Source organism: Archangium sp. (assembly GCF_036388035.1).
GTDB lineage: Bacteria > Myxococcota > Myxococcia > Myxococcales > Myxococcaceae > Archangium.
This window is the reverse complement of sequence record NZ_DASVSO010000642.1, coordinates 1-18,640: the sequence shown is the minus strand read 5'-3', so window position 1 is coordinate 18,640 and position 18,640 is coordinate 1. Positions and strand designations below refer to the sequence as shown.

Genomic DNA, 18,640 nt, shown 5'->3' with positions numbered 1-18,640 from the left:
GCCACCAGCTCGAACAGGGCCCGCAGGGCGCCCGCGACTCCCACGAGCACCGCGGTGAAGTAGACCCAATACGTGAAGAAGGACTGAAGGTACGGCCCGAGCCCGTACATGCGGTACTGCTCGAACGGCCCGCCGTAGGTGATGTACTGGTTGGCCCGGAACATGACGCCGGTGGGCAGCAGCGGGAACAGGACGAACTTGAGCCCCCAGAAGTACCAGCGCCGCCGGGCCAGCCCGGACCGGGCATGCGCGAAGGCCGTGTGCGGGTGCCGCGCCGCCGCCGAGGCCCTCGGGCTGTCCCGGCCCATCGCCTCCAGCACCGGCTGGGGATCCGCCACCCGCAGCGCGTACTGGAAACCCCGCCCCGACTTCATCCGCAGCGACAGGCCCGCCCCCGGCACGAGCAAGCGCCACACCCGGACGGCCTCCACCGAGGCGAGGGGGATCTCGAACCGATCGCCCCGGCGCTCCAGCACGAGCCGCTCCGGCTCGACGAAGAGGCTGGCGGTGGTGAGCCAGCGGATGAACCACAAGAGGCCGAACAGGGCGAACGACAGCAGCGCGAACCACAGCGCCCGTCCGGGGGGCTTGGGGTTGATGGCCCCGGTGAAGGTGAAGAAGAAGATGAGCGTGAGGACGTAGAGCGTATTGACCGCCAGCAGCACCTGGAGCCCGGAGGTAGCGAGCCGCAGCACCAGCGGGTAGGCGTGGACCTGGAAGCGCGGGGCAATGGACTGGCCGTCGGCGGAAGGCTCGGAGGATGCGTCGGCAGCGGGCATGGCGGGCATGGGAGCGGGAGGCGTGGGCCGCCCTGGCTCCTCGACGGATTGCCCGGGCGACAGCGGACCCGTAGCATACGAGGCTCGGAGAACAGGGACGAGAATGGCTTCGCAGCCTCCCACCAATGAGCGGCACGTCGACCGTGACGGCGTCATCCGCATCCAGAAACAGCGCACGGGCAGTGGGACGTGGATCGTCTGGCTGGCGCTCGGCTTCACCGTCGTGTGCCTCGCCTTGAGCCTCTGGCTCGTCTCCTCGCCGGACCCCATTCCGGACACCCCGGAGAGCGCGCCAATCAGGGTCGCGGAGAACCAGGCCGCCCCCTCCTCCACTCCCTCCTGGTCCGCTCCGAAGTCGGCGCCACCGGCCGCTCGGCCCGCCGCACAGCCCGAGCCCACACGGGGCACACCGGCTCGCGCATCCGAGCCCGCGCCCCAGCAGCAGGAGCCCTCCTTGAAGCAGGACCCCACACCGCCCTCGGGAGGCGCGGAGGGAATCGGGCTGTACCGCCCGGGCGCCAAGCCGATCAAGCAGGGCATCGTCGTGCCCGAGAACTTCGAGCTGCCCCCCGGCTACGTGCGCCACTACCAGGCCACGGACAACGGCGAGCGCGTGAAGCCCATCCTCATGTTCCATCCGGACTACAAGCCGACGGACGCGAACGGACAGCCCGTCGAGCTGCCCGAGAGCCGTGTCGTCCCGCCCGAGATGGCGCCACCCGGAATGCCCATCGACATCCTGGAGATGCCGGAAGGGCCCGAAGGAGTGGAGCCCATTCCATGAGCGCGAGTGCGCTCCGCGCGAAGCGTCTGGCGGCCCTGCTGTTCGGGGTCGCCGGCACCACCCTCCTCGTGGGGCTGTTCGGCCGCCTGGAGGCGCGCTGGGTAGCGCTCGGCTGGGTGGCGCTCGTGCCCTGGTTGTGGGCGCTGGACCGGGCCGGCTCCCGGCGCGAGGCCGTGCTCTCGGGTGTGGTGCTCGGCATGGCCTTCAACGCGGCCGTCTTCGGGTGGTTCCCCGCGGCGATCCAGAGCTACTCCGGGGCGCCCCTGGTGCTTTGCTGGCTCGCCTTCCTGCTGCTGGCGCCCCTGATGGAGTTGCAGTTCATCACCTTCGCGCTGGCGCGCCACCACCTGTGCCAGGTCCGCGTGGAGGGCCCCTGGGCCTTCTGGTACGTCCCACTCACGGGCGCGCTCGTCTACGTGGGCACCGAGTGGCTGTGCCCCAAGCTCTTCGCCGTCACCCTGGGGCAGGGCTTCTACCCGTCCGAGCTGCTGCGGCAGGGCGCGGACATCGCGGGGACCCACGGGCTCACGCTCGTCATCCTCCTCGCCAACGAGTGCGTGCTCGCCGCGGGCAAGGCGCTCGTGGAGCAGGGCCCTCGCGGGGGCTCCCGGCGCGCGCTGGCGCCCCTGGCCGTGCTGGCCGCGCTCGTGCTGGGTGGGCTCGGGTACGGGAAGCTCCGCTACTGGCAGGTGGCCGAGCACGAGGCGAAGGAGCCGGACCTCGTGGTGGGCGTGGTGCAGGCCAACATCACGAAGTACGAGAAGCTCGCGGCCGAGCTGGGCACGTACGACGTCGACCGGATGATCCTGGACACGCACTACCAGCTCTCGGACGAGCTGCTGCGCCACCGGAAGCTGGACCTGATCGTCTGGCCCGAGACGGTGTACCCGACGACCTTCGGCACGCCCAAGAGCGAGGCGGGCGCGGAGTTCGACGCGGAGATCAACGCGTTCGTCTCGCGGCGCAGGGTGCCGCTCCTCTTCGGCACGTACGACCTGGAGCAGGCGCGCGAGTACAACGTCGCCATGTTCCTGGGTCCGGGCCGGGACGGGGCGCTGGCGCGCTCGGCGTACCGCAAGACCATGCTCTTCCCGCTCACCGAGTGGGTGCCCGAGTCGATCGACTCCCCGTGGCTCCGCGAGCAGCTGCCCTGGACGGGCTACTGGAAGCGGGGGCCCGGTCCCCAGACGCTGGCGCTCCAGTTGAGCGAAGGCCGGTCGCTCCGGATCGCACCGCTCATCTGCTACGAGTCCATCTTCCCCGGCTACGTCGCCGAGGAGGCCCGCGGGGGCGCCGAGCTGATCATGACGCTGTCCAACGACTCGTGGTTCTCGGGGACGCCGGCGCCCAGGCAGCACCTGATGCACGCGGTGTTTCGCAGCATCGAGACGCGGCTGCCGCAGGTGCGCGTCACCAACTCGGGCATCTCCGCCCTCATCAGCCCCACGGGCGAGGTGCTCACCGAGGTTCCGGACGCGCAGCGCGGAAGCACGGCCGTGACGGTCCCCCCGAGCCCGCGCCTGACCACGCTGATGGTGGCCTGGGGTGACTGGCTGCGCCCCACCGCCCTCGTGCTGAGCCTGGTGCTGCTCCTCGCGCCCTCGCTCCTGGCACGGCGGAAGGCACGGCCGGACACGACAGGCTGACACGCCGGGCTCCTGGAACCAGGACGCGTTCTCCGCGAGCGCCCGGCGTCAAGAGGGCTGCTCTGGTTCCCCCGTGCCCTCCTTCTTCCTCAGCCTCTGCACGCACTACCGCGCGGCGTGGGCCTCGACCTGCCGCCACACGCGGAAGACGTTCCCGGAGGCGAGCTTCTCGAGGTCCGCCTCGCTGTAGCCGCGCTCGAGCAGCACGCGGAACAGGTTGGGGTACTGGGACACGTCCTTGAGCCCGATGGGCAGCGTGGGGCCCACGCCATCGAAGTCCGAGCCGAGTCCCACGTGGTCGATGCCCACCAGCTTCACCACGTGGTCGATGTGATCGGCCACGTCCTCCACCCGGGCGAAGGGGGCCGGGTGCTCACGCAGGTAGGACGCCATGAACGCCTGCACCTCGGGATGGTCCCGGTCCTTCAGCCCGCGTTGATCGGCGAACGCCTGGAGCGCCCCGCGAACCTCCAGCTCGTAGGCGTTGGCGGCCTGGGTGAGGAAGCCCGAGCCGAAGTTGATCATCACCACCCCACCCTTCGCGGCCACGACGCGGATGAGCTCGTCGCTGATGTTGCGCTCGAAGCCGGGCGTGAAGTGGCGGCACGAGGAGTGCGAGGCGATGACGGGCAACTGGCTCGCCTCCACCGCCTGGCGGATGGCGTCATCCGAGAGATGCGAGACGTCCACCATGATGCCCACCCGGTTCATCTCGGCCACCACCTGGCGGCCAAACGGGCTGAGGCCATTCCAGGTCCGCTTGCCCGTGTTGAAGGAGGCGTCGCAGAGCTGGTTGTCCTTCGAGTGCGTCAGGGTGATGTAGCGCACGCCGCGCCGCTGGAAGTGCGCGACGTTGTCCAGCGTGTCCTCGATGGCCGAGCCGTTCTCGATGCCCAGGGCGAAGGAGACCTTGCCCTCCTGGGAGTTGCGCCGGGCCTCCTCCACCGAGCGGGCCATGGCGAACTTCTCGGGCGACCGGGCCGCGAGCTTCTCCACCATGTCGATCAGCGAGTCCGCCAGCGCCTTCGAGGCCCCGGGCTGCTGCTGGAGCTCCGCGGGCACGTAGATGGACATGAAGGCCACGTCCAGCCCGCCCTCCACCGCGCGCGGGTAGTCGAAGTCCCCCCCCGGGGTACGCTGCGAGACGTCCTCGGTGGGCTCGCCATCGGGGCCCAGCTTCTCCTTGAGGCGGTAGGGCACGTCGATGTGGCCATCGGCGATGATGACGCGCCTGGCGAGCGCACGGCTGCGCTCCGTGAGGTCCGTGGATGGAGGCTCCTGACGGTTCGAGCCGTGGGAGCAGGACAGGGTTCCGAGCAGGGCGAGGCAGAGGGACGCGGTGGTCAATCTCATGGGTCCTCGCTTAGCGCACCGACGCGGAGCTGACGACCTGGAGAGTCTCCGCCGCGCCGCTGCATGGAGGGCTCCCCGAGGGACTCTCGGGAGTCCGGACCAGGAGTGGTATACTGTTTTCTCCATTTTCCGAGAAATCGGGCCGGAAGTTGCAGGCAGGGTAAATCCCTTCTTTATTCCCCGGAATCTTTTCCCCTGTCCCGCCGCAAGGGCTACAAGTAGGTGGGAGCCTCCCTCGATTTTGGGGTGGCATCTCCGGCCCAGGTGCTTAATTTACAGGCACGGCGCTCCGCTCCGAGCGCACAGGCCGGCCTTGTCTCCGCCGGCCTACTCGGCGGGACTGTTTCTCTGCTTCAAGACTGTTAAGCATGGGCCTCGTCTCAGGAAGGAGACGGGCCTCTCCCTCACCTCTTCCATTGGAGTCTTATGACCGTCACATTCATCAAGCGGCAGAAAGAGCGGGCGCGTCAGCAGCGCAATCAGGAGAAGGTGGTCAAGCGCGAGGAGCGCAAGCGCCAGAAGGCCGAGCGCCCCACCGCTGAGGCCGGAGTGGATCCGGACATCGCGCACATCGTCGCGGGTCCCCAGCCTCCGCTGGACATGTGAGCCTGCGCCCAAACGTCATGCGAACACCTCTAAGGCCGTGTCCGACTTCTCGGGCACGGCCTTTTTAATTCCCCCCTGCCCCCCGGGACGACACGGGCCATGGATCCGGCCCTTGTCAACCGGTGGGACCCCACCCGCCGGGGGCGATGAGGAGGGCCTGGGCAACAACCCCCCGTGACTCGGTGGTGGCTCCTCGGTGTAAGGTGCCGTCGGACTCGCCCTGGGGGGCGTCTTGCACCGAGTACCCTTGCCCATGAAGCGTTCGCTGCTGACTGTTCTGACCCTGGTGACCTTCCTTCCGGCCGCGGCGCTCGCCGCGCGCCCGATTCGCGTCACCCTGCCCAACAAGACGAAGAACGCCTGTCTCCGCAAGGTGGCTCGTCTCACCTCCGCCCTCAAGAACGAGGACGCCCTCGCCGAGCTCTCCACGCCCGGGTGTACCGAGAACCTCGAAACCGAGGAGCAGCTGTGGGTGGACCTGATGCAGGGCGTCCTGTACCAGGGGCTCGAGCAGACCACGCAGGCGGAGGACGCCTTCTGCCTCGCGCTGCTGCAGGAGCCCCTGGCCAGCCTGCCCCTCGCCAAGCCGCCCGCGGCCCTGGATGAGCTCTTCGAGAGGATGCGGGCCGAGTGCCCCGAGCGGGAGAAGGCCAAGGCCGAGCAGCTCGCCAAGGCCAAGGCCGAGGCGGATGCCGCGGCTGCGGCCGAGGCTGCCGCGGCTGCGGCCGCGAAGGCCGCGAAGGCCGCGCCCCCACCGGTCGCCGAGCTGCCTCCGGAGCCCGTCGTCAACGAGTTCGTCTCGGTGTCCTCGCTCCGCGACTCGTTCGAGCTGTACGCCGGTGTGCACGGCGAGGCTGACATGCAGAGGGTGACGACGCCCCTCCCGCTGTGGGGCGCGAGCGTGCAGGGCTCGGTGCATCTCTTCCGCGGGTTGAGGGCGGGAGCGGGCCTCACGGCGCTCGCCTCCACGCGCTTCTCCTCGGGCCCCATCTTCCTGGTGATGGCGGACGCGCGACTGGCCTATCCCATCCTCCCCCCGAATGAGCGCCTGGGCCTGCACGTGTATGCCTCGGGAGGGCCGCTGCTCTACACGACGAACTCTCCGGCGGCGGGCGCGAGGGCCGGCCTCGGGCTGGCCCTGGACCTGTCCAAGGTGCGCGTGTCCCTGGGTGGCGCCTACGAGTGGCGGAGCCACTACCGCCTCGGCTACGCGGCGCCCATGGCCTCGTTGGATGTGAGCTGGAAGCTCTCGGGCGCGCCCCGCGCGAGCCCTTGAGGGCCTGAGCCTCGCGAACCTCCGAGACACCTCGTGTCTCGGAGGCCCGGGCACGTCGAGCAAGCTCGCTCTGCTGCTGGGCGAGCAGAGGACCCGAGGCTCCCTCCCTCACGGGCTCCAACGCCGTGTGAAACGGAGCGTGAATAGAGCCGAGTCGTGAGCGTCTCACCCATGAGGCCCCATCCACGGGGCCTGCCATGGCCTGAGCGGAGACGACGTCATGACTCGTCGATGGTTGGTCTGTTTGGTGGTGGGTCTGGCGACACCGGTCGTCCATGCGCAGACGGCCCCGGTGACGGCGCCAGACTCCGAGTACACCGAGGAAGTGGACGTGGCGCCCATGGCCCCCTCCCCGCCTCCGGCACTCCCTCCAGAGACGCCCTCGGCGCGCCCCTTCCCCGACGCGGTGTGGACCTCCGGTCATTGGTACTGGGACGGCGACCAGTGGCGCTTCAAGCCAGGGGCCTGGGTCGCGCGGATGCCGGGCTATCAGTTCATCAACGGCTACTGGCAACAGGACGGAGACGTCTGGCTCTGGATTTCGGGGGGCTGGGCGAGGCTCGGCTCGACGGAGGTGGAGATCCCCATCGACGTGACCAGTGAACAGGTCGCGACGTCCCAACCGCCCCCGCAGCTCCAGGTGGAGACTCCGCCGCCCCCTCCCGACCCGAACCTCACGTGGGCCCCCGGCTATTGGTACTGGTCCGGCAGCCAGTGGAATTGGATTGAGGGGACCTGGGTCGCGCCTCCCCAGCCGGGCCTGGTCCTGGTCGCACCGAGATGGGTCCGGCGAGGGCCCTGGTGGGTCTTCCTCGACGGGGGTTGGGCCGTCCGTGGCTCGGTCCGGGTCGTCATTCCGGAGTACCGCCACGCGGGAATCGCCGTGAGGTGGGGGCACCCCAACCACTTCTTCCACTCCTGGCGGCACTACCCCGGGGTGCGCCCGCACTACTACCGGCGCTGGTCAGGCCCCGGCTGGCATCACCGCCGCCGCCACCATGACGCGAGCCCGTACCGAGACGACCATCGTGGCGGCCGCTGGGGAGACAGGGGCGGCCGCTGGGGAGACAGGGGTGACCACGGAGGGGGTTGGGACGGCCGTTGGGGTGGCCGGCACCACCGGTAGTCGCGCGCTCAGAGTGAAGCGGTGGCCTCGGCCAGCTTCTCCTGTGCGGCCTCCCACTGGGCATAGAGCTGCTCCAGCTGCTCCTTGCCCTCGCGGTGCGTGTCCATCAGCGGCTTGGCCTTCGCGAAGTCGTTGTAGAGCACCGGGTCCGCCAGCTGCGTCTCGCGCTCCTTCTGCGCCGCCTCCAGCTTGGAGATCGCCTCCTCTATCTTGGCGATCTCCTTCTTGATGGGGCCCTCGACGGCGCTGCGCTTCTGCCGCGCCTCGGCCTCCACCCGCTTGCGCTCCTTCTCGGACATGCCCGCCGTCGGAGCCTTCTCCGCCAGCCGCTCGCCCAGCCCCGCCGCATCGGCCGCCAGCCGCAGCTGCTCCTGGTGGTAGAGGTAGTCGTCCAGGTTGCCCGAGTGCGACTCCACCTTCCCGCCCACCACGTCCCAGACGTGCGTCGACAACCCGTTCACGAAGCTCCGGTTGTGCGACACGAACACCAGCGTGCCCCCGTAGCCCTGGAGCGCTTCGATCAGCATCTCCGTCGAGTCCAGGTCCAGGTGGTTCGTCGGCTCGTCCATCAGCAGCAGGTTGGAGGGCACCAGCAGCAGCTTCGCCAGCGCCACGCGCGCCCGCTCGCCACCGCTCAGCACGCCCACCGGCTTGTCCACGTCATCACCCGAGAACATGAACGAGCCGAGCACCCCGCGCACGAAGCTCTCCGGCTTGTCCGCCGCCAGCGGGCGCACTTCCTCGATGATGGTGTTGTGCTTGTCCAGCTTGTCCCCGTGGTGCTGGGCGTAATACCCCATCACCACGTTGTGCCCGAGCTTCACCGTGCCGCCATCCGGCACCAGCTCGCCCGCGATGATCTTCAGCAGCGTCGTCTTGCCCGCGCCGTTCGCGCCCACCACGGCGATGCGCTGTCCGCGCTCCACCCGCGCGTCCAGCCCCGAGTACACCACCGTCTCCCCGTAGCGCTTCTGGATGCCCTCCAGCAGCACCACGTCGCGCCCCGAGCGCTCCACCTCCGGGAAGCGGAAGCGCATGGTGGCCCGCTCCTCGAGCACCTGCACGTCCTCCATCTTCTCCAGCATCTTCGCGCGGCTCTGCGCCTGCCGGGCCTTGGTGGCCTTGGCGCCGAAGCGGTCGATGAAGGCCTGCAGCTCCGCCTTGCGCGCCTCGACGCGCTCGGACTGGGCCTTGAGCTGCTCCATCTCCTCGGCGCGCTGGCGCTTGTACGTGTCGTAGTTGCCCACGTACGAGCGCAGCCCCTCCATCTCCAGCGAGAGGATGCGGCTCACCTGCCGGTTGAGGAAGTCGCGGTCGTGCGAGATGAGCACCACCGCCTTGTTCGAGCGCTTCAGGAAGCCGTCGAACCACGCCAGCGTCGGCACGTCCAGGTGGTTGGTGGGCTCGTCCATCAGCAGCAGGTCCGGGTCCTGGAGCAGCAGGCCCGCCAGCGCCGCGCGCATCCGCCAGCCGCCGCTCAGCGCCCCCGTGGGCTTGGCCAGGTCCGCCTCGCGGAAGCCCAGGCCCTTGAGGATGCGCTCGGCGTGGTGCCGGCCGTAGTGCTCCTCGAAGTGGTCCAGCTCCGTGTGCAGGTCCGCCAGCGTCTGGGCCAGCTCCAGCTGCTCCTCCTCGCTCGTCGCCCCGGCGAGCGCGGCCTCGGTCTCCCGCAGGCGCGACTCCAGCGAGTCCCGGCCGGGCACGGTGCTCATCACCGCGTCCACCACCGATCCCTGGGGCAGGCCCGCCAGCTCCTGGGGCAGGTAGCCGATGCGCGCCTTGCGCCGGTAGGTGATGGTGCCCGAGTCCGGGTGCTGGGCCCCGGCGAGGATCTTCATCAGCGAGCTCTTCCCCGTGCCGTTGGCCCCTACCAGGCCCACGCGGTCCTTGGGACCGAGGGTGAAGCTTTCATTGTCGAAGAGAACCTTCTTCCCGTAGGAGAGGCAGATGTCCTGGGCAATGGCGAGACTCATAGCGGATCCGGGGGGTGTAACAGCCCGGCGGCCCCACGGGAACGCCCGATGTGCCTGCCCGCTCCCCCTCCACGCCAAAAACCAGGGCTCCCCCCCGTCAGTCCCCCTGCCCCCGGCCGCGCGGGTTGCCTATACTCGCCGGCCTGATGGCTTCCCCCTGCCAACACTGCGGTAGCACCGAAGGTCCCGATCATCTCTGTGGTGGCGCCCAGATGGCGCTCATCGGTCAGGTGCTCGATGGCCGTTACAAGATTGAAGACGTGCTCGGCCAGGGCGGCATGGGCATGGTCTTCCGCGCCACCCAGACGTCCGTCCACCGGCCGGTGGCGGTCAAGACGCTCAACCCGTCGCTGGCGGCCGCGCCCCAGTTCTTCGAGCGCTTCCGGCGTGAGGCGGAGATCGCCAGCCGCCTGCGCCACCCCAACGTCATCACCATCTACGACTTCGGGCGCGCCCAGGACGGCACCTGCTACTACGTCATGGAGCTGCTGGAGGGCGAGAGCCTCCGCGAGCTCGTCAAGCGTGACGGCGCCATGTCCCTGCGCCGCGCCTTGGACGTCATCGAGCAGGCCTGCCGCGGCCTGGCCCACGCCCACGAGCAGGGCGCCGTCCACCGCGACATCAAGCCGCACAACATCATGGTGCAGCAGCTCGACAAGCGGGACTTCGTCAAGGTGCTGGACTTCGGCCTGGTGAAGGCGCTCGAGCAGGACGAGGAGGAGCAGCTCACCTCCACCGGCCAGGTGCTCGGCACGCCACAGTACATGCCGCCCGAGCAGGCCGGCGGCGAGGGCGTGGACCACCGCTCCGACCTCTACTCGATGGGCGGCGTCTTCTATTACTGCCTCACCGGCACCTCGCCCTACGGCGCCAACACGGTGCGCAAGGCGCTCACCGCCGCCCTCACCCAGCCCCCGCCCACCGTGGCCGCCAAGCGCCAGGGCGCTCCCGTCCCGCAGGCCCTGGAGGACTTCTTCCAGACGGCCCTCGCCCGCGAGAAGGAGGATCGCTTCCAGAGCGCCCAGGAGTTCATCGACGCCATGCTGGACGCGGTGGCGGACCTGTCTCCCGAGGAGCTCGACGCGCTTCCCACCGGCTCGGCCCCCGAAGCGGGCAACGCCAGCCGCCCCGGCCAGCGCAGCGTGTCGCGGCCGGGTCGCTCGTCTCCGAGCTCGTCGGCGCGCTCCCGGCCTCCCGCCTCGGCGGCCCGGGGCACGGGCTCGCGCGCCTCGGTGGCGGCCCCGGGCTCGGGCTCCCAGCCCTCGACGGCCCGGGCCGCTTCGTCCGCGGCTCGTGGCTCCCAGCCCTCCAATGGGGGTGCCGCGCGCGGGGGCAGTGGCTCCGCCTCGGCCGCTCGCCCGAGGCCGGCTCGCCCCGAGACCGCGCCTGCCCCGCACAACACCCAGTCGCTCGCCGAGGACACGCAGGCCGGCTCCACGGGCAAGAAGATCGCGCTCGTGGCGGTGCCGCTGCTGCTCATCGCCGCCGGGGCCGCGGTCGTCCTGCTGCGTCCCGCCACTCCCGCCTCCGCCCCGCCTGTCGTGGCGCAGGTGAAGAAGGAGCCCGTCCCCGAGCCGAAGGCCGCGGCTCCCGTCCAGGACGACATGATCCGCGTGCAGCTCCACTCGACTCCCGCGGGCGCCACCGTGTTCGACGGGGAGGTGCAGATCGGCACGACCCCGACAGCTCGCCAGCTGCGCCGGGACGAGCCCCACGAGCTCACCTTCCGGCTGGCGAATCACCAGACCGTGAAGCGCAAGCTGGACTTCAAGGGCGAGCTGTCGGACTCGCAGGAAGTGAACGTGACGCTGGAGCCCGTGAAGGCCGCTCCGGCGCCCGAGCCCTCCCGGCCCGCGCGTCCCGTGAAGCCGAGCAAGGAAGAGAAGGACGACTCCGTCCCCATCTTCGAGTAGCCCCGGAGCCCACCCCCCGGGCAACGGGCTCGGGGGGTTACTCGAAGGTCACCAGCTTCGGCAGCACCTCGCCGCTGCGGCCCTGGATGAAGTGGTGGAAACGGCCCGTGTTCTCCGCGGGCTCCGCGTTCACCAGCCACGTCTCGCCGCCCGACTTGCGCGCCGTGTCCACGAAGCCCGCCGCCGGCCACACCGCTCCGGACGTGCCCACCGCCATGAAGACCAGGCGCGTGTCGTCCCGCCTCAGGAAGTCCCCCACCTGGAGGAGGTCCCGCGAGTCCAGCGGCTCGCCGAACCAGACGATGTTCGGGCGCAGCCGCCCTCCGCACTGGCCGCACAGGGGCACCGTCCCCTCCGGATACGCCAGCCGATCCTCGAACGGAGGCCGCTCGCACCGCGTGCAGCGCGTGGTGAAGAGGTTGCCGTGCAGCTCCACCAACCGCTGGTTCCCCGCCAACCGGTGCAGCCCGTCCACGTTCTGCGTCGCCAGCAGGAACCGGTCTCCCAGCATCTGCTCCCACTCGGCGATCGCCAGGTGCCCCGGGTTGGGCACGCAGGGCCGGGCCCCCGTCCTTCGCTGCGAGTAGAAGCGCCACACCAACGCCGGGTCCGCGTGGAAGCCCTCGGGCGAGGCCACCTGCTCGACGGGGTGGTTCTCCCAGAGCCCGTCCGAGCCCCGGAAGGTGGGAATCCCGCTCTCCGCCGACACCCCCGCCCCCGTCATGACGAGCAGCCGGGTATTTCCATCGATGCGCAGCGTCTCCATGGGCCCTCCCCCGACATCGCGGCTGGAACGGGTTCAGGTTAAACATGCGCCGCACGCCGGTGCGAGGTCGCGCCGGCCCGCGTTTCGAGGATCACACACCATGGCTGAAGTCACCCTGGATCTGCGCGGCCTGCCCAAGGCCGAGGCCTACGCCGAGCTCAAGAATCACGTCGAGGCCGTGCTCGAGGGCATCCACGACGACGTGGCCGGCATGGCCACCATGAGCTGCCTGCTGCACCACGCCTTCGGTCACCTGTGGACCGGCTTCTACCGCGTGGTGGAGCCCGGCAAGCTGCTGCGCGTGGGCCCCTACCAGGGGACGCTGGGGTGCCTGGAGATCCGCTTCGGCAAGGGCGTCTGCGGCACCTCCGCCGCCAAGGCCGAGACCGTGGTCGTCGAGGACGTGCACGCCTTCCCCGGCCACATCACCTGCGATGGGCGCTCGGCCTCGGAGATCGTCGTCCCCGTCTTCGGCCCCAACCGCGAGCTCATCGCCGTGCTCGACATCGACTCCGAGCACAAGGCCACCTTCGACGACGTGGACCGCCGCGCGCTCGAGGAGCTGATGGGCTGGTTCTCGCGCCGGCGGTAGCCCAAATGTGACACGGCGGCCCGCTCTCCTCATTGACGGGCCAACGGCCGAGGAGTATTCCTTGGCGCCGTGGAAATGAGAACGATTCTCAATTTCGATATCGGGATGCCCGGCAGCGACACGCGCCCCCGAGTGGACGTCCGGCCTTCCGTGGGCCTCTTCCGCATGGGCGAGGCAGCCCAGGCCGACGGGGAGTCGGGACGCTGGGGACGGGCCCTCCTGCTCACCGTCCTCGTCCACGCCGGGTTGCTCCTCGCGGGGCTCTCGATGTCGGGCGGTGTCGTGAAGGAAGCGCCGGTGAGGGAGGAGCCGGAGCTGGTGTTCTTCAGCTTCCCGCCCCCGCCCGCCGCGGCTGCCCGTGCCACGTCCTCGCGCGCGGCGGTGGCCGAGCGGGTGCAGCGCCAGGCCCGGACCCGGCTCCCGCGCCCGGAGAATCGCGCACCGACGCCCCTGCCAACGAAGGCGCCCGAGGAGCCGGCGCTGGAGCAGCCCGCCGAGGAGACGGCGAACCTCGAGGCGGTGCAGGACGAAGGGGCGCCTGACGAGGCCCCGGCGGAGGGGGACGTGGCGACGGGGACCGCGGCGTTGGGGGGCGTCGTCGCGGGGCTCGTGGACGGCGTGCTCGACGGACGGGAGGGCGGGATGGTGGGGGCCACGGGCGGGGCGGCCCTCGAGCTGAAGCAGGTGGCGCGTGCCCCGCGGGTGCTCGAGCAGGTCAAGCCTCATTACCCCCGGCGGGCCAAGGCCGACGGCCTCGTGGGGCTCGTGCTGGTGCGCGTCATCATCGGGACGGATGGACGCATCGAGCCCGAGCACACGCGCGTCATCCGCTCCGTTCCCGGGCTCGACGCGGCGGCCATCACCGCCGTCAGCCAGTGGCGCTTCTCCCCTGCCCTCGGACACCAGGGGCGAGCGGTGCGCGTCATCGTCGAGATTCCCGTCCAGTTCTCCCTGAAGTGACAGCGCAGAGCCCCCCATGAGCAGCAGCACCTTCCGCAAGATCATCTTCTGGCCGCACCTCGTCTCCGGCGTCATCGCCGGGCTCGTCATCGCGAGCATGTCCATCACCGGGGTGGCCATTGCCTTCGAGCACCAGATCCTCGACTGGGCCGACCGCGAGAACCGCCAGGTGCGGGCGCCCGCGCCAGACGCCCCTCGGCTCTCCGTGGACGAGCTGCTGGCCCGCGTGCGCGCCGCCCGACCGGAGGCACAGCCCTCGGGAGTGACGGTGTACCCGGAGCCGACCGCCGCCGTGGTGGTGAGCACCGGCCGCACCAGCGCGGTCTACGTGAATCCCTACACGGGCGAGGTGCGGGACCAGGGCGCTCGGGGCTGGCGCGGCTTCTTCCATGCCATGGAGGAGTGGCACCGGTGGCTCGGCGCGCAGGGCGACAATCGCGCCGTGGGCAAGGCCATCACCGGCGTCAGCAACACCGCCTTCCTGTTCCTCGCCCTCTCCGGCCTGTACCTGTGGTGGCCTCGCAAGTGGACGCTGCGCTCCATGCGGCCCACCCTCTGGTTCAAGCGCGGGCTGAAGGGCAAGGCTCGCGACTTCAACTGGCACAACGTGATCGGCTTCTGGTGCCTGCCGGTGCTCATCGTCCTGACGACGACGGGCATGGTCATCTCGTACAAGTGGGCCTCGGACCTCGTCTTCAAGCTCACCGGCAACACGCCCCCCGCCGCCCAGGGTCCCGCCGCCGCGCCCGCCGTCAAGGTCCCCGAGCCCCCGGCCGGTGCGAAGCCGATCGGCCTCGACCCGCTCTTCACCGAGGCCCAGAAGCAGGTGCCGGCCTGGGAGAGCATCACCGTGCGCCTCGGCGGTCCGCCGCGCGGCAACGCCCCCCAGGGCCCGCAGGCCCTCGCCTTCTCCATCCGGGAGCAGGGCGGCTGGCCCCTCTTCGCCTCGGCGCAGCTCTCCTTCGATCCCTTCACCGGCCAGACGCTGCGCCGCGAGACCTTCGCGGACTACAACCTCGGCCGACAGGTCCGCTCGTGGATGCGCTTCCTGCACACGGGCGAGGCCCTCGGGTGGCTCGGCCAGCTCGTCGCCGCCCTCGCCTCGCTGGGAGGCGCCTTCCTCGTGTGGACCGGCTTCGCCCTGTCCTGGAGGCGGTTCTTCCCACGCCGGACCCGCGTTGCCTCCCCGGAGCCCGTCACGGCTTCCGAGCAGACGGAGCCGACGATCTGAGTCCCTCGAAGGGCTCGCACGCTCAACCTTCCCCACCCCGCTGACGCGCGGCACCCCACTCCCCCCGCTCGAACCTCGGCCAGATGACCGAGGCGAGCCTCTGTCCACCCACTGATTATGACTATCACTCGCAAAGTCACCCCTCCCCAGACGCGCAGCACGGGCATCCGTTCCACGAAGGGCATCTCCGGAGGGCTGCGCGGCTCGCTGTGGCCGCTGGGGCAGGCCGCGGTCGGCCTCGCGTCGGCCCTGGCCGCGAGCAGCGCGCTCGCCCAGGAGGTGACGCCTCCCGCCGACGCGCCGAGGGCCGTCTCCGTGTTGCCCGAGCAGCCGGCCGCGAGCGCCCCGGCCCCCCAGGAGACGCCGGGCGGCGCCCAGGACACGTTCGTGCTGCCCACCGTCCAGGTGGAGGAAGAGGTGGAGGGCTTCAACACCCAGGAGAGCGCCCTCACGCGCCTGCCGGGCCCGCTCGTCAACACGCCCCAGAGTGTCACCGTGGTGCCCGAGGTGGTGCTCGAGCAGCAGCAGGCGACGACGCTGCGCGACGCCCTGCGCAACGTCTCCGGCATCACGATCACCGCCGGCGAGGGCGGCCGCCAGGGTGACGCCTTCAACCTCCGCGGCTTCTCGGCGGTGACGGACACGTTCCGCGACGGCGTGCGCGATCTCGGCTGGTTCACCCGAGACACCTTCAACCTCGGCGGAGTCGAGGTCTTCTTCGGGCCCTCCTCCGTGCTCTTCGGGCGCGGCTCGACGGGCGGGGCGATCAACCTCGTCACGAAGAAGCCGGGCCGGCAGTCCTTCCGGAACGTGAGCCTGTCGGGCGGCACGGCGCCCTCGGGCCGCCTCGAGGTGGACCTCAACCAGGCGATCAGCGACCGCGTCCAGGTCCGCGTCAATGCGGTGGGGCAGCTCGCCGACGTGGCGGGCCGTCACGCCGTCACGGAGAACCGCGCGGGCTTCGCCCCCTCGGCGCGCATCGCGTGGGGAGAGAGCACCTCGCTCGAGGTCGACTACCTCTACCAGCGGGAAGACAGCACCCCGGACTATGGCCTGCCCTACTTCGGTGGCTACCCGGTCGCCACCAGCGTGGGCGTCGCGCGCGAGACCTTCTACGGCGTGAAGGGCTCGGATGCCGAGCGGGTGAACGCGCATGTCGCGACCGCGCAGCTCCAGCACCGCTTTGGCGGTGGCGGCAACGGTCCCGTGCTGACGAACTCGCTGCGCCTGGGCGCGGTGGACCGCTACGCCCTGCCCACGGCGCCTCGCGGGCTCACCCTGACCAGCGGGAGCCCGACGGCCATCGGCCGGCAGCGCTTCGAGACCAACACGGACAACACCTACCTCGCCAACCAGACGAACCTGCGCGGCGAGCTCCAGACCGGCATCCTGAAGCACTCCGCGAACGCGGGGCTCGAGCTGTCCTTGGAGACGCGGGACCAGAACCGCAACAACCTGAACGCGGTGGGGCTGCCCTCCGGGCCGAACCTCTCCGCCGACCTGTTCAATCCGGATCCCGCTCCCGACCTCTCCGTGGTCAGCCCCGTCTTCACCAGCGCCAACCAGGGCAGGCAGTGGACGGTGGGCCTCTACGCGGCGGATCAGATCCAGGTCACCCGCTTCCTCGAGGTTCTCGGCTCCGTCCGCTTCGACGTCTTCGACACCCGCTACAAGGCGGAGGACAGCACGCGGACGGTCACCGACCTGAAGAGCCGCGATCAGATCTTCAACTGGCGCGTGGGCCTCGTGGGCCATCCGCTGGAGAAGACGAGTCTCTACGTGACGTACGGCACGTCCGCCAACCCGTCGGCGGAGGCCGGCGTGCTCACCACCGGGACGGTCAGCCTGGAGCCAGAGCGGAACGCGACGGTCGAGGTCGGCGCCAAGGCGGACCTGCTCGAGGACCGGCTGGGCCTGACGGCGGCGGTCTTCCGCGTGGACAAGACGAACGCGCGCGTGCCGAACACCAACCCCGAGGGGCCGCCGACGATCCTCGAGGGCGCGCAGCGCGTGCAGGGCTTCAACGTCGGAGTGACTGGCACGCTCACGAGCCGCTGGAGGGTGATCGCCAGCTACACGCACCTGGACTCGGAGATCCGCAAGCACAGCAACGAGTTCATCGTGGGCCAGAGGCTGCCGAGCACGCCCAAGCGCAGCCTGTCGCTGTGGACCACGGTCATGCCCCTGGAGAACCTCACGCTGGGTGGCGGCGCCGTGTACCAGGACGTGACGACGGCGAACAACCCGACCGCGGAGAACGTGGCGCTCGTCAAGGTGCCCAACTTCTGGCGCTTCGACGCGTTCGCGAGCTACGCGCTGTGGAACAGGGTTGATCTCCAGCTCAACGTGAACAACATCTCGAACGCGCTGTACTACGAGCAGTACTACGGCTCGCAGGCCGTTCCCGCCGAGGCGCGCTCGGCGAACCTGACCGCCCGGGTCCGCTTCTAGAGAGGTTCCCCGCATGATGGTCCACATCCCCAACGTCCTCACGCCCGAGCAGGTGGCCCGCTGCCGCGAGGTCTTCGACCAGGCGCAGTGGGCGGACGGCCGGGTCACCGCCGGCCACCAGTCCGCTCAGGTGAAGAAGAACCTGCAGCTGCCGGAGAACGGCCCCGAGGCGCGGGAGTTGGGGGACATGGTGCTGGCGGCCCTGGAGCGCAGCCCGCTGTTCATCTCGGCGGTGCTGCCGCAGCGGGTCTTCCCACCGCTCTTCAACCGCTACGACGAGAGCATGAGCTTCGGCTCGCACGTCGACAACGCCATCCGGCCCATCACCGGGACGTCCCTGCGCCTGCGCACGGACGTCTCGGCGACGCTCTTCCTGTCGGAGCCGGAGAGCTATGACGGCGGCGAGCTGGTGGTGGAGGACACCTACGGCAGCCACGCGGTGAAGCTGCCGGCGGGAGACCTCATCATCTATCCGTCCACGAGCCTGCACCACGTCACGCCGGTGACGCGCGGCGTGCGGCTCGCGTCGTTCTTCTGGGTGCAGAGCATGGTCCGCGACGTCTCGCGGCGCTCGCTGCTGTTCGACCTGGACATGTCGATCATGCAGCTCAACAAGGAGGTGCCGAAGAGCCCCTCCCTGGTCATGCTGACGGGCGTCTACCACAACCTGCTCAGGCAGTGGGCCGAGCCCTAGTCACGAGGGGCAGCCGCTACCGCTTGGACATCCTCGCGAGGATCTCGAGTTCCAGCGACTGCACCACCTCGGACAGCGGCAGGCTCGTCGAGTCGATCCGCACGGCGTCATCCGCCGGCTTGAGCGGGGCCACCTCGCGCGACGCATCGTCCTGGTCGCGCTTGATCTGATCCGCCAGCACGTCCTGCAGCGAGCGCTCCAGGCCCTTCTGGAAGAGCTCCTCGTAGCGGCGGCGCGCCCGGATGTCGGGATCGGCCTGCAGGAAGAACTTCGCGTCGGCGTCGGGGAACACCACCGTGCCGATGTCGCGCCCCTCCAGGATGGCGCCCTTGGGGGCCTCCAGCGCGAGCCGCCGCTGCAGCGACAGCAACCCCGAGCGAACCACCGGCCGGCTCGACACCTGCGAGGCCGCCATGGAGTTCTCCGGCGTCCGGATATCCCCCGACACGTCCTCCCCGTCGAGGAACACGTGGTTGTCCTCGCCCACCACCTC

At 70.2% G+C, this 18,640-nt stretch carries 16 protein-coding genes; 11 read left to right on the top strand and 5 right to left on the bottom strand.

The genetic code is table 11. The features are described 5' to 3' along the window. The coding region (locus VF697_RS26350; RefSeq protein WP_331099477.1) for a hypothetical protein at positions 1-779 on the bottom strand (779 nt) is incomplete at its 3' end. A gap of 103 nt (positions 780-882) precedes the next feature. Between VF697_RS26350 and VF697_RS26345 the strand changes: the two genes are divergently transcribed. Then, the gene (locus tag VF697_RS26345) at positions 883-1,563 is read left to right on the top strand and encodes a hypothetical protein (RefSeq protein ID WP_331099476.1); all 681 of its coding nucleotides are present in this window, start codon (positions 883-885) and stop codon (positions 1,561-1,563) included. Next, positions 1,560-3,209: an apolipoprotein N-acyltransferase gene (lnt, locus tag VF697_RS26340; protein ID WP_331099475.1), complete on the top strand. Its 1,650-nt coding sequence runs from the start codon at positions 1,560-1,562 to the stop codon at positions 3,207-3,209. The genes VF697_RS26345 and lnt overlap by 4 nt, the downstream gene beginning before the upstream one ends. 105 nt (positions 3,210-3,314) lie before the next feature. Here the strand turns inward: lnt and VF697_RS26335 are convergent, their stop codons facing one another. Then, complete coding sequence (locus VF697_RS26335) at positions 3,315-4,562, bottom strand: dipeptidase (RefSeq protein WP_331099474.1); 1,248 nt, start codon at positions 4,560-4,562, stop codon at positions 3,315-3,317. 426 nt (positions 4,563-4,988) lie between these two features. On the opposite strand from VF697_RS26335, the gene VF697_RS26330 reads away from it, so the two are divergent. From VF697_RS26330 to VF697_RS26320, 3 genes are all read left to right on the top strand, one after another. Next, a complete protein-coding gene (locus tag VF697_RS26330; RefSeq protein ID WP_331099473.1) occupies positions 4,989-5,168 on the top strand; it encodes a hypothetical protein in 180 nt (59 codons plus the stop codon). 253 nt (positions 5,169-5,421) lie between these two features. Beyond that, positions 5,422-6,444, top strand: coding sequence for a hypothetical protein (locus tag VF697_RS26325; protein ID WP_331099472.1), 1,023 nt, complete (start codon positions 5,422-5,424; stop codon positions 6,442-6,444). Between the two features lie 220 nt (positions 6,445-6,664). Continuing rightward, positions 6,665-7,570, top strand: a complete 906-nt coding sequence (locus VF697_RS26320) for a hypothetical protein (protein ID WP_331099471.1) — start codon at positions 6,665-6,667, stop codon at positions 7,568-7,570. An 8-nt stretch (positions 7,571-7,578) separates the two neighbouring features. Here VF697_RS26320 and VF697_RS26315 read toward each other — a convergent pair whose 3' ends face one another. Then, the gene (locus VF697_RS26315; RefSeq protein WP_331099470.1) at positions 7,579-9,540 is read right to left on the bottom strand and encodes an ABC-F family ATP-binding cassette domain-containing protein; all 1,962 of its coding nucleotides are present in this window, start codon (positions 9,538-9,540) and stop codon (positions 7,579-7,581) included. Positions 9,541-9,752: 212 nt separating this feature from the next. Here VF697_RS26315 and VF697_RS26310 point away from each other — a divergent pair, with 212 nt between their 5' ends. Further along, positions 9,753-11,453, top strand: a complete 1,701-nt coding sequence (locus tag VF697_RS26310) for a serine/threonine protein kinase (protein ID WP_331099469.1) — start codon at positions 9,753-9,755, stop codon at positions 11,451-11,453. Positions 11,454-11,490: 37 nt separating this feature from the next. On the opposite strand, the gene VF697_RS26305 is transcribed toward VF697_RS26310, so the two are convergent. Then, positions 11,491-12,219 carry an NAD-dependent deacylase gene (locus VF697_RS26305; RefSeq protein WP_331099468.1) on the bottom strand — a complete coding sequence of 243 codons (729 nt, stop codon included), beginning with the start codon at positions 12,217-12,219 and terminating at the stop codon, positions 11,491-11,493. Between the two features lie 100 nt (positions 12,220-12,319). Here VF697_RS26305 and VF697_RS26300 point away from each other — a divergent pair, with 100 nt between their 5' ends. The 5 genes from VF697_RS26300 to VF697_RS26280 all read left to right on the top strand — a co-directional run bounded on the left by VF697_RS26300 (position 12,320) and on the right by VF697_RS26280 (position 18,147). Then, positions 12,320-12,811, top strand: a complete 492-nt coding sequence (locus tag VF697_RS26300; protein WP_331099467.1) for a GAF domain-containing protein — start codon at positions 12,320-12,322, stop codon at positions 12,809-12,811. A gap of 75 nt (positions 12,812-12,886) precedes the next feature. Beyond that, positions 12,887-13,771 carry a TonB family protein gene (locus VF697_RS26295; protein WP_331099466.1) on the top strand — a complete coding sequence of 295 codons (885 nt, stop codon included), beginning with the start codon at positions 12,887-12,889 and terminating at the stop codon, positions 13,769-13,771. 16 nt (positions 13,772-13,787) lie between these two features. Continuing rightward, positions 13,788-15,002 (top strand): PepSY-associated TM helix domain-containing protein, encoded by a 1,215-nt coding sequence (locus VF697_RS26290; protein WP_331099465.1) that lies wholly within the window; start codon positions 13,788-13,790, stop codon positions 15,000-15,002. Between the two features lie 117 nt (positions 15,003-15,119). Continuing rightward, positions 15,120-17,453 carry a TonB-dependent siderophore receptor gene (locus VF697_RS26285; protein WP_331099464.1) on the top strand — a complete coding sequence of 778 codons (2,334 nt, stop codon included), beginning with the start codon at positions 15,120-15,122 and terminating at the stop codon, positions 17,451-17,453. 13 nt (positions 17,454-17,466) lie between these two features. Continuing rightward, positions 17,467-18,147, top strand: a complete 681-nt coding sequence (locus VF697_RS26280; protein WP_331099463.1) for a Fe2+-dependent dioxygenase — start codon at positions 17,467-17,469, stop codon at positions 18,145-18,147. A gap of 16 nt (positions 18,148-18,163) precedes the next feature. On the opposite strand, the gene cmk is transcribed toward VF697_RS26280, so the two are convergent. Continuing rightward, positions 18,164-18,640 (bottom strand): (d)CMP kinase (gene cmk / locus VF697_RS26275; RefSeq protein ID WP_331099462.1); only part of this gene is annotated, 477 nt, incomplete at its 5' end.

Excerpts from the sequence above, each read along its gene's own strand:
- VF697_RS26335 (WP_331099474.1), bottom strand. The coding sequence starts at position 4,562 with ATGAGATTGACCACCGCGTCCCTCTGCCTCGCCCTGCTCGGAACCCTG.
- VF697_RS26345 (WP_331099476.1), top strand. The coding sequence starts at position 883 with ATGGCTTCGCAGCCTCCCACCAATGAGCGGCACGTCGACCGTGACGGC.
- VF697_RS26295 (WP_331099466.1), top strand. The coding sequence starts at position 12,887 with ATGAGAACGATTCTCAATTTCGATATCGGGATGCCCGGCAGCGACACG.
- VF697_RS26290 (WP_331099465.1), top strand. The coding sequence starts at position 13,788 with ATGAGCAGCAGCACCTTCCGCAAGATCATCTTCTGGCCGCACCTCGTC.
- VF697_RS26305 (WP_331099468.1), bottom strand. The coding sequence starts at position 12,219 with ATGGAGACGCTGCGCATCGATGGAAATACCCGGCTGCTCGTCATGACG.
- VF697_RS26280 (WP_331099463.1), top strand. The coding sequence starts at position 17,467 with ATGATGGTCCACATCCCCAACGTCCTCACGCCCGAGCAGGTGGCCCGC.
- VF697_RS26325 (WP_331099472.1), top strand. The coding sequence starts at position 5,422 with ATGAAGCGTTCGCTGCTGACTGTTCTGACCCTGGTGACCTTCCTTCCG.
- lnt (WP_331099475.1), top strand. The coding sequence starts at position 1,560 with ATGAGCGCGAGTGCGCTCCGCGCGAAGCGTCTGGCGGCCCTGCTGTTC.
- VF697_RS26330 (WP_331099473.1), top strand. The coding sequence starts at position 4,989 with ATGACCGTCACATTCATCAAGCGGCAGAAAGAGCGGGCGCGTCAGCAG.
- VF697_RS26315 (WP_331099470.1), bottom strand. The coding sequence starts at position 9,540 with ATGAGTCTCGCCATTGCCCAGGACATCTGCCTCTCCTACGGGAAGAAG.
- VF697_RS26310 (WP_331099469.1), top strand. The coding sequence starts at position 9,753 with ATGGCGCTCATCGGTCAGGTGCTCGATGGCCGTTACAAGATTGAAGAC.
- VF697_RS26285 (WP_331099464.1), top strand. The coding sequence starts at position 15,120 with ATGACTATCACTCGCAAAGTCACCCCTCCCCAGACGCGCAGCACGGGC.
- VF697_RS26320 (WP_331099471.1), top strand. The coding sequence starts at position 6,665 with ATGACTCGTCGATGGTTGGTCTGTTTGGTGGTGGGTCTGGCGACACCG.
- VF697_RS26300 (WP_331099467.1), top strand. The coding sequence starts at position 12,320 with ATGGCTGAAGTCACCCTGGATCTGCGCGGCCTGCCCAAGGCCGAGGCC.